Source organism: Telluribacter roseus (assembly GCF_017355915.2).
Classification (GTDB): domain Bacteria; phylum Bacteroidota; class Bacteroidia; order Cytophagales; family Spirosomataceae; genus Telluribacter.
Genome location: NZ_JAFEUV020000006.1, coordinates 165,943 through 182,645 on the forward strand (window position 1 = coordinate 165,943; position 16,703 = coordinate 182,645).

The following is a 16,703-nucleotide window of genomic DNA, read 5'->3' on the forward strand; positions in this document are numbered from 1 at the left end:
TGGTCAGGAGCTACGGGTTGAAGAAGTTGCCAGTTTTTTTACCACGGCCATCGTCTCCTGCTGGCGCTTGGCCACTACTGCCATGGCGTCTTTTACCTTCTTTTTAGCCAGTGGGTAGTCCTGGTGTATTTTGGTTAGTTCGGCAATGATGGCTGAGGCGGGAGCCTGGTCTATATCAAACAGCCACTCAGGCAGGCCGATGTCCCGGAACATCCACCCCTTGCGACCGTGCGCCACCGGACGGGCGTGCAGGATAGGTACCCCCAGTGCCAGCCCCATGATCAGCGAGTGGGGCTCCATACCAAAAATCGTATGCGCCCGCGCGTAGACCGACATGGCCTCATCGGCACTCCAGAAGGCTTCCCGGAAGACTACCTTCTTTTTTACATCCTCTTCCAACTGATCATACAGCATGGTGCGGCCGTACTTTGTTTCCTTAAGGGCCTCGGGAGCTATCAATACCTGCTGACCGGTAGTGCGAACCCAGTGGTTGATCAGGGCTTTTACCTTGTCCAGTCGCCGGTGGTCTTCTGCCTGTTTCTCCGGAGTAGCCTCCGGGTTCATCAGGTTTCCTTTGCCGGTATCGTCCAGGTGGGGGGTATTGGTGCGTAGTACTACCGTCAGGAATTTCCCTTCTTCCAGGTCGGCCTGTTTGAGGTAAGCCAGGCCTTTGGCTTCGTCACGTACATCAATACCAAAGCAGCCGTCAGGGCCGAACTCCATCACCGGAGCTTTAAAGCCTATTTCTTTAATAAATTTCAGAGATTCAACGTCCCGGGTAAAAATAAAAGAGGCCCGGCTCAGTACATCCCGGTATATATATTCGGAAGGGGGAGCAAACTTGTCGAATGAATGGCCGTACAGCCCGAAAGGGATCTTGTTCTCGATGCAGTAGTACATGGGAGCCAGGTTAGACATGGTGCCTCCCCACTCGTAGTTGAAGAGGCCGTAGTTCATAGACATCCCGGAGTTATGAATGTACACATCGGCCGCTTTGAAGGCCTCCATAATCTCACCGCCCGTATCGGCATTACCCGAAAAGCTCCCTTGAATGATTTTTACTTTCGGGAAGTTTTTCCGGATCAGGGCCTCGGTGACAGGTCGGGGCGCTGCGTGCCATAGGATTACCCGGGCTTCGGGAATGTACCGTTCCAGCAGGCGCAGGGTACCGGGAGTGTGACCAATGTCCCCTATGTTCTTATCATTCCACGACGAGCGTATGAGTATGGTGGGATTCTTTTTATCGGAAAGGGCTGGGCTGAGATCTCCCGGCTTTGGAAGATCGTTCTGCCAGAACAAGGGAAGGGCCGACAAAGCTGATTTTTTCAAAAAATCCCGGCGGGCTGATTGAGCAGTAGTTTTCATAAGAAGTAGTGGTAAGAAGCATCCGGCTGGTTTACCCTGACCGGATGCTTTATAAAGAGATTACAGTACCTGAATTACCGGTCCTGAGCCTATTATCAGGCGCCGGGGTAGCCGGGGTTTTGGGCCAGCTTAGACTCCCGGTTGGCATCGATGGCCTTCTGCGGGATAGGCCACAGCTCATGATATGGCTCCATGGTGGCTTTGGCTTTGAAATTATGCTTCGTAGCCCGCTCGTAAAGTTTGCCCAGTCGTACCAGAGTCCGTCTCCGGGGCTCCTCAATAATCAGTTCGCGGGCGCGCTCATCCAGTATGTAATCAATAGATACCTGAGCAGGTTCGACGGGTTTGGCCTTGGCACGGGACCTGACTACATTGATGTCGGCAGCCGCTTCGGCGAGCATACCTTTGTGTACGTAGGCTTCGGCGCGGAGCAGGTAGGTCTCGGCCAGGCGCATCCTGATCTGGTCATTGATGGTGCGTCCGGCCTGGGCTCCGTAGGGCATTTCACCTTCTATCTTCCGGATCATGGGGTAAAACCAGCGGAGCGTATCTACGGCGTAGGTAGTGGGGGAGCCGTCTTCGTTGGCGATAAAAGCCTTACCATTAACTACGGTATAGCTGGCTTTTTTGCCGTAGAACTTAGAGGTAGGATCGTTGTAGTACCAGGTCCGGCGGATGTTGTGGGCCGAGTTACGCATATCTTTTACATCATCCTTCCATATATCATAAAAGAAGTAGTTGAGCGGTCGGTTGCCTCCCTGGCTCCGGCCGAGGCTGTCGATAACTAGTATACGCTTACCGTCCGGGGAGCGGATATCTTCGAACTTGGGCCCCCACCAGCGCAGATCATGGTTTTGCTGGATTCCTCCACCCACAGTAAAGTCCTCGTGCTGTACTACCCATATACTTTCCATGTTACCGGAAGCCCGGTTTTGCTGGCCAGTCCAGAACAGGTCCGAGAATACGTCGCCGGGGCGGTTGGTGTTGCCAAAGCGCTGGGTCATGAGCCGGTACTCTCCGGCCGATCCGTCGATGACTTTGGTAGCTGCCGCAATAGACTTATCGAAGTAGGAGGCGTCTTTAGTCTCAAGCCCCAGGCTGATGTGTACCTCCGCCAGCAGATGGTAGGCTGCCGCCTGGAAAATACGTCCATCCTTGGCGGGGTTATTCTCTACCTTAGGCAGCCACTGGGCCGCGAACTCCAGGTCTTCTTTTACGAAGTGGAGTACCTCGGCGCGGGTAGCCCGAGTAAAGTCAAAGCGAGGTTCGGTAAGTTCACGGTCTATGATGGGTACCCCACCGAACAGATTAACGAGTACATTGTAAGTAAAAGCCCGAAAGAACCTGGCCTCTGCCACAATCTGATTCTTTTCCTCCTCGGTCCATTTTACCTCCGGGTTTTCGGCCCGGCTAATAATCAGGTTGCTGTTTTTTAGCATGTCGGTATAGGCCCAGTCCCAGTAGTAGTTTACGATCTGGTCGTTGGGAAGTATCTCCTTGTAATTGTTAAAGAAGCGGCCATCGGCTACGCCACTGGTGGCGACGTCGGTACCGGCACCCATCTGGTCGGGTCGGTCGAGGGTACGTTCTTCGCGGGCGGCTTTGTGTAGGGCTACCAGTACCGTTTCAAAGCCGGCCCGGTTGGTCAGCAGGTTCTCGGGGCTGAACCGGTCAAGAGGTTTTTCGTCCAGAAAATCTTCGTTGCAGGACGTAGCCACCAGCGTCAGCAGGGCCGTGAGGCAGATAAGGGTTGATTTAAAGAATATCTTTTTCATACTAGTTGTCATTTTTAGCAGCTCTTACTACTTATAATCCCAGATTGATACCTACTACCCACGACTTGAGCAGCGGTCCGTTGGCCGGTCCCCGTCCGCCCGAGCCGTGCTCGGGATCCCAGCCATCCCACTGGGTCCAGGTGACGAGGTTCTTGCCGCTGACGTACACCTTAGCGCGGTCAATCCGGACCGGGGCAAGCAGATTCTTTGGGAAGTCATACCCCAGACTTACATCCTGGAACCGGATAAACGAGCGGCTCTGATAAAAGCCGTACCCCAGTGGATTAGGGTACCCGATGCTGGGTCGGTTGTTGAGCGGGTTCTCGGGCGTCCAGTAGGGGAGATCCATCAGGTTGGTCCGGTCGTAGAAGTTGGTACCGTGGTTGAGGAAGCTATTGGGGCTGTACCCGCCGATGTGGGCATTGAACAGGAACGATAGTGAGAATCCCTTATAAGCCAAACGGTTGGTGAGCCCTGACGTAAACCTGGGTTGCGACGAATGCAGTACCTGTCGGTCCTCGGGACCTATCTTACCATCGCCACTCACATCCCTGAACTTCAGGTACCCGGGCTTGGCGCTGGGGTCGATGGTATTCTCTTCGCCAACCTGCCATACCCCGTCCACTACGTAGTCAAAGTTGGTGCCCTGCGGATAACCGATAAAGCGTCGGCTGGCTATGTCGTCGTCTTCGCGGCCGTCACCGTCCAGGTCTATACCCGAGAGTCTGGTGATCTTGTTGCGGTTCAGGCTGAACACAAAGTTGCTGGACCAGGTAAAGTCGCGGGAGGTAACATTCTGGGTGTTCAGGGTCAGTTCGAAACCCCGGTTGCTGGTGCCCCCGATGTTGGCAAAGAAGGTCTCATAACCGGTCATGTTGGGGATACGCAGGCTCAGCAGCAGGTCGGTAGTTTTCATGGAATAGACCTCCACCGCTCCCGATATACGCTCTTTCAGGATACTGAAGTCCACTCCGAAGTTAGAGGCCACGGTGGTTTCCCAGCCCAGCTGCAGGTTGGCCATGGAAGTAGGGGAGATGCCCACGCTGGTAGTACCGTTGTCGCCAAATACGTACTGATTGGACGTGTGATTCATGTTACTGAGGGAAGCGTAGGGGTCAATGCCACGGTTTCCGTTTTTACCGTAGGAGTAGCGGAGCTTAAGGTAGCTAAGCCAGGCAGAGGTACCCTGCATAAAGCCCTCGTCTGACACGAGCCAGCCTACGCCTACTGAAGGAAAGTTGCCGTACTTCTTCCCGGCCCCGAAGGCCGAGTAGCCGTCGCGGCGCAGGGTGAAGTTGAGCATGTACCGATCCAGCAGACGGTACCCGACTCGACCCATGATGGAGTTGGCACGGGCTTCATTGGCGGTGGTATTGATGGTTTGGTTCTCGCCGATATTGAGCGCATTATACGAGAGTGCATCACTAAATATATTGTTGCTGGACAGGGACGAGCTGCTGTTGCGGGTAGTTTCAAAGCTGTACAATGCCGTTACGTCCAGGTTGTGGATTTGCCCGATGGCCTTGTTGTACTTCAGGATATTCTCCATCGTGAAGTAGTGGTGCTTGCTGTGCCCTTTGCTGCCCTGGCCCTGGATATTGATGCCGTCGCGGTTGTAGGCGGGGCTGTAGCTGCCCGTTTCGTTGTAACGCAGGTTGTTTCCCATGTTCATCCGGTACGATAAGCCGGGGACCGGTAGGGCAATGTCCGCGTAAAGGTTATTAAACAGCGTATTGGAAAGATCGAGGTTATCGTTGCGGATAGAGCTGAAAAGTGGATTGGGGGCCAGACCGTCGTCCATGGGCAGGTACTTTGGTACTCCATCCTCGTAGAACAGGGTTGAGTAGGGGCTTAGGTAGCTGGCGTTATTGATGTTGGCAGGTACACCCGAGTAGTTTTTGAGGGTAAAGCCCGTGTTGGTACCGATGTTGAGCCAGTCGGTGATGGCGATATCAAGGTTAATGCGGGAGGAGAAGCGGCTGAAGTTATCGCCAAAGATCCGGCCTTTCATGTCGGTATAGGAGCCCGATACGTAGTAATTTATCTTTTCGGTTACCCCCGACAGGCTCAGTTCATGGCTGGTCATGGGAGCGCGCTGGGCAATGGCTTCCCAGGGATCGATGGTGCGGCCGGCGTTGAAGTTAGTCTCCTCAGTAGGCGTCAGGATAACGGGTCGACCCAGAAAAGCGGCGGCATCCTCCTTCATCTGCAGGTACCGCTCAGGGCCCATAAGTCTGGGGGTACGGGCGTAGTCCGACATGCCGTAGTAGGCATTGTACGACAGCCGGGGTTTGGGACTGTTGCCTTTCTTGGTCGTGATAAGGATTACGCCATTGGTCGCCCGCGAACCGTAAATGGCCGCCGAACTGGCGTCTTTCAGGATATCAATGGACTCTATATCATTAGCGTTGATATCGGACAGGCCGCCTGTATAGATAATGCCGTCCAGTACGATCAGGGGGGAGTTATTGGCCGAAATGGACGAGGCACCCCGGATGCGGATGGTGCCATCGGCACCGGGCCTGCCCGTATCCGTAACAGTAACACCGGCTACTGATCCGCGTAATGCCTGCGAAGCATTAACGTTAGGATTGGTAGCGTTCAACTTGGGATCTACGCGCATCACCGCGCCGGTCAGGTCTTTTTTGCGCTGGGTACCGTAGCCTACCACTACTACTTCCTCCAGTTGCTTGTTATCAGGAGTTAGCGTTATAGATACATTCGACTGGCTACCGGCTACTATCTCCTGACTGGTATACCCTACAAAGCTGAATACCAATACGGAACTTTCGTCAGGTACGTCCAGCTGAAATTCTCCTTCGGCGTTGGTGGTGGTACCCCGCTGGGTACCTTTTAGCACCACACTTACCCCCGGCAGACCAGCGCCCGATTCATCGCGGACGGTACCCGATACCATTCGTTTAGAGGCTTCGGCTCTTTCAACGATCCGGCTGGTTTCTCCACCGACTATGGGATGAGTAGGGAAGGTGCTGCCTTTTTCGGCTTGCGTGCGGCTGTCGGCCCGGCCTTTTACCTCTTCGACCGGAACCTCACGGCCCGGTTTACTTTCGATTATGACATAGGTACCTTTCCGTATTTTTTTGTAGCGTAAGGCCGTGGGGCGCAGAATAGTCTCCAGATTGGCCTCAACTGACAACGAATAGTCCACCGACTGCGTAGAGACGGTGCGGCTGCTTACGAGCCGATCTTCAAATACAATTTCGATGCCGTAATGTTCCTGCAGGGCCAGCAGTACCGATTTCAGCTGAACAATTCTGGCTGCGGAGGGGGCGGGTTGCTGCTGCACAAAAGCGAGCGTCTGAGAAAAGGCAGCCCCCGATAGCAGGCTGGCCAGCAGCAGGGCCAGGCTCAGAGGGCGGGTAAGGCGTAGAAGTATGGTCATAATTACAGTGAGTTGTAGCTTGAATCGGAATTATATAGGAAGAGCGCGTTCTTTTCTTTTCTGATTTTCAGATCAAGTACCACCTGCAGGACATCCAGCAGGTCATCGGCGGTCTGAGCTTTGAAATTTCCGGTTATGGTTCGGTTGGCTATTTCGGCATCGTCCACGCGTACCTGCAGTCCAAAGTTTTCTTCCAGCAGGGCGCAGATTTCCTGTATTGAGGTATTGTTGAACACAAAGCGTTGCTCCTTCCAGGCCGCCTGTAGTTCGGGTTTATCGGTTTTCTGGATAGAAAGAGTACCTTGCTGGTTCATGGTAGCCAGCTCTCCGGGCTTCATCAGGAGCTGTTTTTGCTGAGTACCCTGCTGGTAGTCCAGACGAATCCTGCCCTTGGTGAGCGCGACACGGGTACCTCGGGGGCGGGCATAAACGGTAAATTCAGTACCTAGTACTTCTACCTGGAATTGCTTAGGAGTTCGGACTACAAAACGCCGGTGGTCCCGTGTGTGCCGCACCGAAAACTCCGCCTCCCCTTCCAGCAGTACCTCCCGGACAGCTCCCCTGAATCCGAAGCGCGGTACCCATAAAGTTGAGTTGGCATTGAGCGTTACGTGGCTGCCGTCTTCCAGTACAAAGGCGCTGGTCTGGCCGTAGTCGGTATTAAATGCTTTATAAAGCAGGGGCTTGCGCAGTAGCCAGCCCGCCAGGCACAGCAGTATGGTTACGGAAGCCGCTATACGCCAGTTCAGGTGGGGAAGACGTCGGGCCATCGGAAGCCCGCCGGGGACGGAGCTTCCAACTACTTCGTCCTGCTCATCGATGCGTTGTAGTAGCGCTGCAAAGGCTGCTTCGGAGTCAGGTACATACTGTGGCTGTTGCAGTTCCCACTCAAAAACCCACCGATGAAACTGTTCCGTATTTTCTTCCTGTTTCAGCCATTCTTCCACGGCCTGCTTTTCCAGCGGTGTCGCACGACCCGCCAGGTACTCAAAAAGTATATGTTTCTGGATTGATGATTCCATGGTTGTAGCGTTGATTATCGGGCTAATGACTCACCGGAGTGGATTTACCCTTAGTGGAGCAGAGTTACTGTATCAAAATCAGGAGAAGCAGGAGCCACTCGCCCCGTAGTACTTCGCGCAGATGGCGCAAGGCCTTAGCCATATGTGCTTCCACGGTTTTGGGTGAAATACGCAGCTCCTCGGCTATTTCGTGGTACTTCCGGTTCTCGAAGCGGCTCATCAGGAATACCCGCTGGCATTGGGCCGGAAGCTGAGCAATGGCCTCATTGACCTTCATAAACAGGTGATTGTACTGTATCTCCGCATCGGGAGCCTGCTGCTTTACATCGGGCTGGTTTTCGCTACTTAAGTCCAGGGGAGCCGTCCGGCCAAACTCCCGTCGCAGGTACGTAAACGCCTCGTTGCGTACCGACCGGAACAGGTAGCTGAGGTAGGAAGTGTTGATGTTTTGGTAAGCCTGAGTTCGGTAGAACTGATAGAATACTTCACTCACCAGATCTTCTGCAATCTGCCGGGAGTAAACGAAGCGTACGGCATGGCTGCACAGGGGAGCGTGGTACTTCCGGAACAGTAGTTCTAGCCCCTTGCGTGGATCTTGCGCGAAGGTTTCCCGCAGGAGTAGTTCAGCATCGAGCTGGCGGGGTTCGCCATCCCGTAAATTTCTATCCTGGGGCTTGTCATCCATAGCGGGCGTAAGGGCTGGCTGCTTCGGGCTGGCAATTTTAAGTAAAGGATGTACCATAGGTCAATTCTTCAAGTATATGCCTATGACTCACAACTGTTAGTTTTCCCTTAGTCTTTTGTAAGAAAAAAAGAATAAATTTTGAAAAAGAGGGATAAGTAGCGTTAGGTGCTAGTTGTAGGAGTAGTCTCAGGAAGTTTTTTAGAAACGCCATTTGATAATTTTATTTGACAATAGTAACCGAAATTCATAAAATTGTTGCTTTGTATAATTAGGTAAAGAAAGTGCTAAAGTCGGCTTAATTTAGGTTGGCACTCAACTAGCACAGCAAGCAATAAGTACCTCCCGGATTTGCTACGCGGCTGTCACAACAGCACTGAGTTTATAGCTTACTTCTAACCTTTAACCACTACTCCGATGAAAGTACTACACTGCCAGGATGTGGGCTTTGACTGCCCCGGTGTCATCAAAGCTGAAAGTGAAGATCAGGTACTACAGATGGCGGCCCAGCACGCCAGTCAGGTGCATCAGGTACAGGTTACTCCTGAGATGGCCGAACAGATCAAGACCCTGATCAAAGAGGAGTAGTCTTTCCCTGAAACATTCCTATATGAAAGCCATTAGCCTTGCTTTATGGCTGTTCCTGTCGGCCATAGGTGGTCAGGAACAGACTCTTATTGCCTCCCACGAAAAGTCAGGGGAGAGCCAACCTACTACCAACTCAAAGAATAGTTCGCCAGTCAGTACACCTAACAAGACCGCAGCAATGAAGATACTTGTACATATCACACACGGTCCGGAGGAGCCCACCCGGGCCGCCCTGGGTTTTCTGGTGGCCAAAGCTGCTCTGGAAGAAGGTCACTCAGTGTCTCTGTTTCTGGCAGGCAATGCCGTACTGCTGCTTCGTGATAAGGAAATGGGGGAGGTAATGGGTGTGGGAACTGGCAATCTCAGAGAACACTACGAAGCCATCGTCAAGGGAGGAGGTCGGTTCTACTTATCCGGAATGTCGGCCAAAGCCAGGGGCATGACCGAGGAGGATATCAAAGGAAAGCCGGCTGAATTTGCGATGCCCAAAGTGCTCGTGCAACTTTCGGTGGAGCATGATCGGATGTTTAACTACTAGTAGCAGGCAATGGTTGCTAACTAATGATTCACGAAGGATAGGGAAAGTAATTACTATTCAAAATATATTAGTAAGGTAAATCTATGTCACCTGATAGCGGCAGGTGCAGCCATAAAAAAGCCGCCGGATGCTTAGCATCTGGCGGCTTCTATTTTTAGTAGGCAATACCTTACAGACTCTTGGCTTTCATCTGCTTCACGGCGTAGTCAACCGCGCGGGCGGTGAAGGCCATGTAAGTCAGTGATGGGTTTTGCGTAGAGGTAGAGGTCATGCTGGCACCGTCGGTGACGAATACGTTCGAAACAGCGTGCATCTGATTCCACTTGTTCAGTACGGATGTCTTCGGGTCTTTACCCATACGTACCCCACCCATCTCGTGAATATCCAGACCCGGAGCCTGCTTGCTGTCGGAGGTACGGATATTCTTGAATCCGGCTTCGGTGAACATCTCGGTCATCTGCTCCAGATAGTCCTTCACCATCTTATCATCATTATCGTCGTAGTCGATGGAGATTTTGAGCTGCGGGATACCAAACGGATCTTTCAGGTTTTTATCCAGCGCTACGTAGTTGCTTTTTTTCGGGATTGTTTCGCCCATCATGTGCGAACCAACGCCCCAGCCTCCCATCTCTCTCTTAAAGAGATTAGCTTTCAGATCCTCACCCAGACCTTCGCGGCTGTTGTAGGAAATACGGTGAGCACCAAAGCCAGCCGCGTACCCACGCAGGAAGTCTGTCTCCTGCTTGTATACGTTGCGGAAGCGTGGGATATAGCCACCACCGTTAGGGCGTCCACCCACTGTAGTCGTATCTAGGTGACCATCGTACTCCGCCGATATACGGGCGCGATAGTTATGGAAGGCCACGTACTTACCCAGTACTCCGCTATCGTTGCCCAGCCCGTTGGGGAAGCGCGACGAAGTAGAGTTCAGTAGTACCAGATTGGTATTCAGAGCTGCGGCGTTTACGAAGATGATCTTCGCGTAGAACTCCATCATCTCCTTGGTATTGGCGTCAATCACACGTACACCGGTAGCTTTGCCCTTCTTCTCATCGTAGATGATCGAGTGCACCACCGATTGAGGGCGCAGGGTCATGTTACCCGTCTTGGCCGCCCAGGGTATAGTAGAGGAGTTGCTGCTGAAGTAGCCACCAAACGGACAGCCCCGCTCACACATCTGACGGCTCATACACTGCGCACGACCCTGGTCCAGGTGGATCTGCTGGGGCTGGCTGATGTGAGCAGCCCGTGATATAATAATGTGACGGTCTTTATGCTTCTTGGCTACGCTCTCCTTGAAGTACTTCTCAACGCAATTTAGATCGTACGGGGGCAGGAACTCACCATCGGGCAGGCTGTCCAGTCCATCCTTATTTCCTGTAATACCCGCAAATTTCTCTACGTGGCTGTACCAGGGGGCAATGTCATTGTAGCTGATGGGCCATTCTACCGCAAAGCCATCACGAGCTGGACCCTCAAAGTCAAACTGGCTCCAGCGCTGGGTCTGACGGGCCCACAGCAAGGATTTACCACCTACCTGATAGCCACGTATCCAGTCGAAGGGTTTTTCCTGTACGTAAGGCTGATCTTTGTCTTTTATAAAAAAGTGCGCGGCTGACTCTTTATAATTGTAGCACTTGCTCTGAATAGGGTTTTCTTTCACTACTTCCAGGGGCATACGCTCGCGGTGCTCAAATTCCCACGGCATTTTCATGGTAGTAGGGTAGTCCACGTTGTGTTTTACATCGCGGCCCCGCTCCAGTACCAGCGTTTTCAGCCCTTTTTCACATAATTCTTTGGCGGCCCATCCTCCACTAATTCCTGAACCAATCACTATAGCGTCGTAGGTGCGGGCCTTCTGACTATCAATATTGAAATAAGACATCTTCTTGTAATTCTGACCGGGTCGCCGGTGCGATGATGAAATCTGAATTATTTATTGAGCGAATGAGTAGTTGTATCTATCGGTCATTCACACATTGCTCACTGGTTATTGATTCACAGGTACACAGCCGTTCCAGCGGGCCGGAATCATCTCGTACTTGGTAATGTTGGTCATGACGTACTCCGAACTCATGTAGCCCTGGATCGTCAGGCCTTTCACCATCGTAAAGAAGCCCTTGCTGGTAGCATCGTCGCTGAGGCCCATTCCTTCCAGAATATGAATACGCTGGGCGGCATTGCAGGCCGTGAATGACTTACCGAAGGTTTCCTTGCTGTCTTCTTCTACGGTAGCTAAGCCTTTTTTCAGGGTTTCCTGCGCCTTGCTGTCGTAGCAGTCCTTAATCATGAGCTGAATAAAGCGATCCACGCCAAGTTCTTTGGCACCCGGAGTATCCGTTTTGGGAATGATGGTGTCTACTACACTGGCTAGTAGGGGAGTTTCTTCTGCGGAAAGCAGATCAGTGGGTTGAAGAGTGGTATGATTCCAGTTAGAAGCCCAGGATGGTAACACGACTAATCCGCCGATTGCTGTTGCCAAACCTTTAAGCGCCGCACGTCTTTCCATGTAATGTTATTTTTGTAAGGGTAATTCTATGATACAAAAGAAATAATATAAACGCTATTACGGAACTTTACGCAATTTTATACTTAAAGAAGGATAAAATAGTATCATATCCACCTATATCGGAGCCAGTTGCCTTAGTAACGCAGCTTTGCTGATGGATAGTTTCCTGATAATCAAAATATTATTCTTCCAGGAAGTCCAGATCGCGGCCGTGGGTTTCGGGGATGGTCAGAATGCAGTAAAAGCCAATGGCGAAGCATATTAGTCCTACTAGAGCCCCAGAGTTGATAACGGAGAAAGTACCTTTGAAAGTACCATATAAGGTAGTCATCATCACCACTGTACCGCGTACCATGTTGGGTACGGTAGTGGCCGCCGTGGCACGAAGATTGGTACCAAACTGCTCGGCTCCAATGGTCACGAACATAGCCCAGTAGCCAATGCCAAAGCCCAGCATAGTTGCCACGGCATAAAGCTGAGCGGCAGTATTGATACCCGCGTACAGGAAGCCTATACTACAGAGAGCCGTAAACAGCATCAGGAGGAACACAGCCTTCTTGCGTGACTGCAGCCAGTGGCTCAGAAAGCCACTCAGGAAGTCACCTGCCGACAAACCTACGTAGCACCACATAATAGACAGACCGGGCTTAATGCCCTCAGCAATACCCAAGGCCTTACCAAACTCATTGCTGAAGGTAGCCAGGATACCAATTACAAACCAGGTAGGCAGGCCCATGCCGATGCACTTGAGGTAGCGCACGAGACGTTCGCGGTTGGTGAAAAGAGAGAAGAAGTTGCCCTTTTCGACGTGCTTCTGCCCTTTGACCTGCTCAAATATACCGGATTCAAATACTCCAATCCGTAGCAGCAGCAGCGCTATACCCAGGCCACCACCGATAAAGTAGGCATTGCGCCAGTCAAAAATCTCGACGGTAAAGTAAGCTACTACGGCGCCCAGCAGCCCAATACCCGCCACCAGCGAGGTACCGATGGCGCGGAGGTTCTTGGGAAGGATCTCAGATACCAGCGTAATGCCCGCTCCCAGCTCACCGGCCAGTCCTATACCGGCTATGAAACGAAGAGCTTTATACGTAGTTGGATCCTGTACAAAACCGCAGGCCAGATTGGCCAGGGAGTACGTAATAATAGATCCAAAGAGTACCGATAACCGTCCTTTCTTATCGCCCAGAACGCCCCACAGGATCCCCCCCAGCAGCAGACCGGTCATCTGCCAGTTGAGGATACTGGCACCTACCTGCGAGATAGCCTCTTCAGAAAGGCCTAACGATACCAGACTGGGAATGCGTACAATACCAAACAGGAGTAAGTCGTAGATGTCAACAAAATAGCCCAGCGCGGCTACAATTACAGGGGCACTGAATAAATGAGAAACGGCAGAACGATCTGATTGAATTGTAGTATTCATTAAAATTTTTGGTAGGGTTTATTTAGGAATCAGCAAAGATATTTATACCCAGACTATGATTTACCCTTTTACCCTTAGTTTTTTACCAATGAATTTCTACAAAAGCATCGCGCTGATTATATACGAATAGCCTGGCTACTCAAACACCAACGTACCGAAGCTCTGGTAGTCGTGGAAGTTGGTTCGGGTGCGCTGCCACGTCCAGGTAGATGTGCCCCCATCGTAGTCAATGCGGTACAGGTTGCCGCGCCAGCGGATACCCGAGGTCGGTGGGGCCTGTACGATGGGCCGCATCACACCAAAGGGGATAAAAAACTCAGCGGTCCAGCTCGATATGGAGGCCCCGGATTTTTTGTCGCCACCCTTCACGCTGGTAGCATGCCTTACTCTATATTCACCTTCGTAGTGCCAGGGACGCCAGCCAAAGAACTTGCCGTTGAGGTTAGGTACCATGATGAGCAGCTCGTAGTTGAGGGGCGATAGTTCGTACTCCAGGTACACCGGCACCGACTGGTCCGTCCACAGGAATACCTCTACCACGTCCTCCTTGTACAGGTCGGCGAAGTCTTCGGTGAGGGTAGCTGTTAGTTTGCGGTCCTCGCATTCCATCAGGAAGTACATGCCCTTGCCGGAGTAGAGTACCTTGGCGCGGGTACCTAGCTTCGGCCCGGCCACCCGCTGAGCCGTCAGGTTCACCCACTCGGTGCGGGCCCAGTTGGCGTGGGTACCCTGGCCGTTCACCTCAAAGTCCGGCGTCTTGCGTACAGTGAGCAGCGAGTCAGGCCCTGATGAAGCCCACGCAGAAGGGATAAGGCCGGCTACCGACAGTAGGGTAGCCCCCAGGCCAGCTACCAGATTTCTTAATTTCATAGATGAAAAGTAGGAATGAGACTACTCCAGTAAAAGCAAAACAGGCATCGCTTTACTTGTGCGCCTGGCTACTACTTCCCCAGCCATTTCTTGAAGGCACCTACTTTCTCCCGACTCACAATAGTTTCCTTGCTGATGGAGGGCTTGAGCTGTAGGGCCAGACGATTGCCAAAGTAGTCGCCGATCTGATCCACCGACCTGACCGATACAATAAATGACCGGCTGATGCGGAAGAAGTCGTCCGGGTCGAGCAGGTCCTCCAGCTCGTCCATGTTGTAGTCGACGATGAACTGCTTGTCGTCGTGGGTCCTGAAGAAACTGAAACGATCTTCACTGTAAAAGTAGGCTATGGTGTCAACCTCTACCGATACCAGTTTCTGAACGTGCTTGACCAGGAACCGCTTGCGGTATTCCTTCGGCTGGAGGTTCTGCAGCTCCCGGATCAGCTTTTCGATGTTGGTAGTCTGGTGCTCCGGGGCCTGGGTAAAGCTTTCTTTAAACTCCCTGAACTTCACCAGCGCGGCCTCCAGGTCATCCGTCTGGACGGGCTTCAGCAGGTAGTCGATGCTATTGACCTTAAAAGCACGCAGGGCATACTCATCGTAGGAAGTGGTGAATATCACCGGACTCTTCACCCGGATGCGTTCAAATATCTCGAAGCTCTGGCCATCGGCCAGTTCAATATCCATCAGGATCAGGTCCGGATTGGGGTTGTTGTTGAGCCAGTCAATGGAGGAGGAGATACTGCCGGTTACGCCAATGACCTGGGCGCTATCGTCCACCTTTTCCAGCGTCTTTTTGAGTTTTTCAACCGCCAGATCTTCGTCCTCTACAATTAATATATTCATGGGTAGGTAGTTTTTTTAAGGTAAAGTATTAGCTGTTAGCTTTTATATGCACGTTTTGAATGAGGTACATAGATTATTGCATTCCTATACCGGAAGCTCTTTCTCCCGGATGCTTTTAATGAGCGGGATTGTTACTATGAACTCCTTCTCGGTTTCGTCCACTACGATGTCCGGCTGGTTCAGCAGGCGGTACTTAGTCGAGATATTAGCTAACCCCACTTTATTGGAATGTACCATCAATCGCTTCTTAAACAGGGTATTGCTCACGATCAGGTTGCCGTTGGCATCGGTCCGGATGGAGATCACCAGCGGATCTTCTTTCAGTATGACATTATGCTTCACCGCGTTTTCCAGCAGCAATTGTAGGGTAAGCGGAGGTAGCAGGTAATCATCATGTTCTTTGCCTATTGCTACTTCCATAGCAATACCCTCACCGTAGCGGGTTTTTAGCATATGGAAGTACGAGCCCGCGAACTTAATCTCAGCCGACAGGGTAGTTAGCTCCTGCTCGTTGGTACGGAGCAGGTACCGGTACACTTTACTCATCTCATCCAGAAACTCCTCCGCTTTCTCCGGATTCTTGCTGATCAGGGCCGAAAGCGAGTTGAGGCTATTAAACAGAAAGTGCGGGTTGACCTGGCTCTTCAATCCGTCGAGCTGGCTCTGCAGGTTGGCTTTCTTCAGCTTCTCGGCTTCCAGTTTGAAGTTTTCGGCCTCCAGTAGCGCATCCCGCCAGTTCTGGAAGATATAAAATCCCTCGAATACACTGGCGGCTACCACATTGATCACCAGGCCCGTAAGCAGGGCCAGTACAAAACTGTCAAGGCTGAATTGGTACCCCAGGTACCCTGTCACGTGCAGGAGGTAAGTCAGGAGGCAGGTGATGGAGCCCGTCAGGATCACGTATATCCCACACGAAATTAGAAGACGGAGGAAGGTTTGCTGGACATCCTGCATGACTACCCGCACGTAATGCCCTACTGTAATGTGTATCCTCCACGAGAAGAACCAGGTAATGACGGCAATAATGGTGGCATAGATAAATACAGTCTGGTCTTTATAGTACCGGGGGCCATACAGCAGGTAGATCACGTTGATGTAGAACGGAAGGCACAGAAAGCCTACCCATCTATCTTGTGGAGTTATTTTTCGGGTCAGTGTTTCCTTTAATCTCGACATATCCTGCGTGGCTTAGGTAGGAAGGCGCTGCTGTCGTGCAACGTGTTGTAAAATTTCATTTCTTCTGACAGAAAGGCAATGGGTACGCTACTGTACTGTTACTTTTTGGCACTGAATTGACGATAGGCTCCATTTTTCCTAAATCATCCTCCATTTAGCCTAAACAGCAACTACCGCCCCCGCCGCATCTTTGCAGAAATATTCATCACCTGATTAGCCAATACGGTCAATGGAAACACTACTAAGTACCTCCCGGACCCGGGCAGCCCCTGACCCTGGTACATGCAAAATGCCTGATAGTCCTTCGGAGCATGGAGGTAGATCCGGCCCTCTATAGGACTGCGCGTGAGGCCACTATCGCACACGTAAGGCCATCCATAAAGCCTTTTCAGATAGCGAAATGAGGCTATTGCCGGATGAAGTCCAATTCTTTACAATTCAGTAGAAGCTATCACCAATTCAGTTCCAATGCCCTTTTCCCGGAGGAGTTTTCAGGAG

The 16,703-nt window shown here is 51.9% G+C and carries 13 protein-coding genes; 2 read left to right on the forward strand and 11 right to left on the reverse strand.

From position 1 onward, the window contains the following. Positions 1–3 precede the first annotated feature (3 nt). The 5 genes from JTN23_RS13335 to JTN23_RS13355 form a co-directional block, all read right to left on the reverse strand. Positions 4–1,365, reverse strand: coding sequence for a polysaccharide pyruvyl transferase family protein (locus tag JTN23_RS13335; protein WP_247235335.1), 1,362 nt, complete (start codon positions 1,363–1,365; stop codon positions 4–6). A 95-nt stretch (positions 1,366–1,460) separates the two neighbouring features. After that, positions 1,461–3,140: a RagB/SusD family nutrient uptake outer membrane protein gene (locus JTN23_RS13340; protein WP_247235336.1), complete on the reverse strand. Its 1,680-nt coding sequence runs from the start codon at positions 3,138–3,140 to the stop codon at positions 1,461–1,463. Positions 3,141–3,171: 31 nt separating this feature from the next. Further along, positions 3,172–6,543, reverse strand: coding sequence for a SusC/RagA family TonB-linked outer membrane protein (locus JTN23_RS13345; protein ID WP_247235337.1), 3,372 nt, complete (start codon positions 6,541–6,543; stop codon positions 3,172–3,174). 2 nt (positions 6,544–6,545) lie between these two features. After that, positions 6,546–7,565, reverse strand: a complete 1,020-nt coding sequence (locus JTN23_RS13350) for a FecR family protein (protein WP_247235338.1) — start codon at positions 7,563–7,565, stop codon at positions 6,546–6,548. A gap of 64 nt (positions 7,566–7,629) precedes the next feature. Further along, positions 7,630–8,307, reverse strand: a complete 678-nt coding sequence (locus JTN23_RS13355) for an RNA polymerase sigma-70 factor (RefSeq protein WP_247235339.1) — start codon at positions 8,305–8,307, stop codon at positions 7,630–7,632. A gap of 357 nt (positions 8,308–8,664) precedes the next feature. Between JTN23_RS13355 and JTN23_RS13360 the strand changes: the two genes are divergently transcribed. Both JTN23_RS13360 and JTN23_RS13365 read left to right on the forward strand, forming a co-directional pair. After that, the gene (locus JTN23_RS13360; protein WP_247235340.1) at positions 8,665–8,835 is read left to right on the forward strand and encodes a DUF1059 domain-containing protein; all 171 of its coding nucleotides are present in this window, start codon (positions 8,665–8,667) and stop codon (positions 8,833–8,835) included. Between the two features lie 22 nt (positions 8,836–8,857). Next, positions 8,858–9,373: a DsrE family protein gene (locus tag JTN23_RS13365; protein ID WP_247235341.1), complete on the forward strand. Its 516-nt coding sequence runs from the start codon at positions 8,858–8,860 to the stop codon at positions 9,371–9,373. Between the two features lie 169 nt (positions 9,374–9,542). On the opposite strand, the gene JTN23_RS13370 is transcribed toward JTN23_RS13365, so the two are convergent. The 6 genes from JTN23_RS13370 to JTN23_RS13395 form a co-directional block, all read right to left on the reverse strand. After that, complete coding sequence (locus tag JTN23_RS13370) at positions 9,543–11,258, reverse strand: GMC oxidoreductase (protein WP_247235342.1); 1,716 nt, start codon at positions 11,256–11,258, stop codon at positions 9,543–9,545. Positions 11,259–11,363: 105 nt separating this feature from the next. Beyond that, positions 11,364–11,882 carry a gluconate 2-dehydrogenase subunit 3 family protein gene (locus tag JTN23_RS13375; RefSeq protein ID WP_247235343.1) on the reverse strand — a complete coding sequence of 173 codons (519 nt, stop codon included), beginning with the start codon at positions 11,880–11,882 and terminating at the stop codon, positions 11,364–11,366. Between the two features lie 181 nt (positions 11,883–12,063). Continuing rightward, positions 12,064–13,308, reverse strand: a complete 1,245-nt coding sequence (locus tag JTN23_RS13380; protein ID WP_247235344.1) for an MFS transporter — start codon at positions 13,306–13,308, stop codon at positions 12,064–12,066. Positions 13,309–13,443: 135 nt separating this feature from the next. Then, entirely contained in the window at positions 13,444–14,178 is a 735-nt protein-coding gene (locus JTN23_RS13385) for a carbohydrate-binding family 9-like protein (RefSeq protein WP_247235345.1), read from the reverse strand. Between the two features lie 71 nt (positions 14,179–14,249). After that, positions 14,250–15,026, reverse strand: coding sequence for a LytR/AlgR family response regulator transcription factor (locus JTN23_RS13390; protein WP_247235346.1), 777 nt, complete (start codon positions 15,024–15,026; stop codon positions 14,250–14,252). 84 nt (positions 15,027–15,110) lie between these two features. After that, positions 15,111–16,205 carry a sensor histidine kinase gene (locus tag JTN23_RS13395; protein ID WP_247235347.1) on the reverse strand — a complete coding sequence of 365 codons (1,095 nt, stop codon included), beginning with the start codon at positions 16,203–16,205 and terminating at the stop codon, positions 15,111–15,113. Between the last annotated feature and the right edge of the window lie 498 nt (positions 16,206–16,703).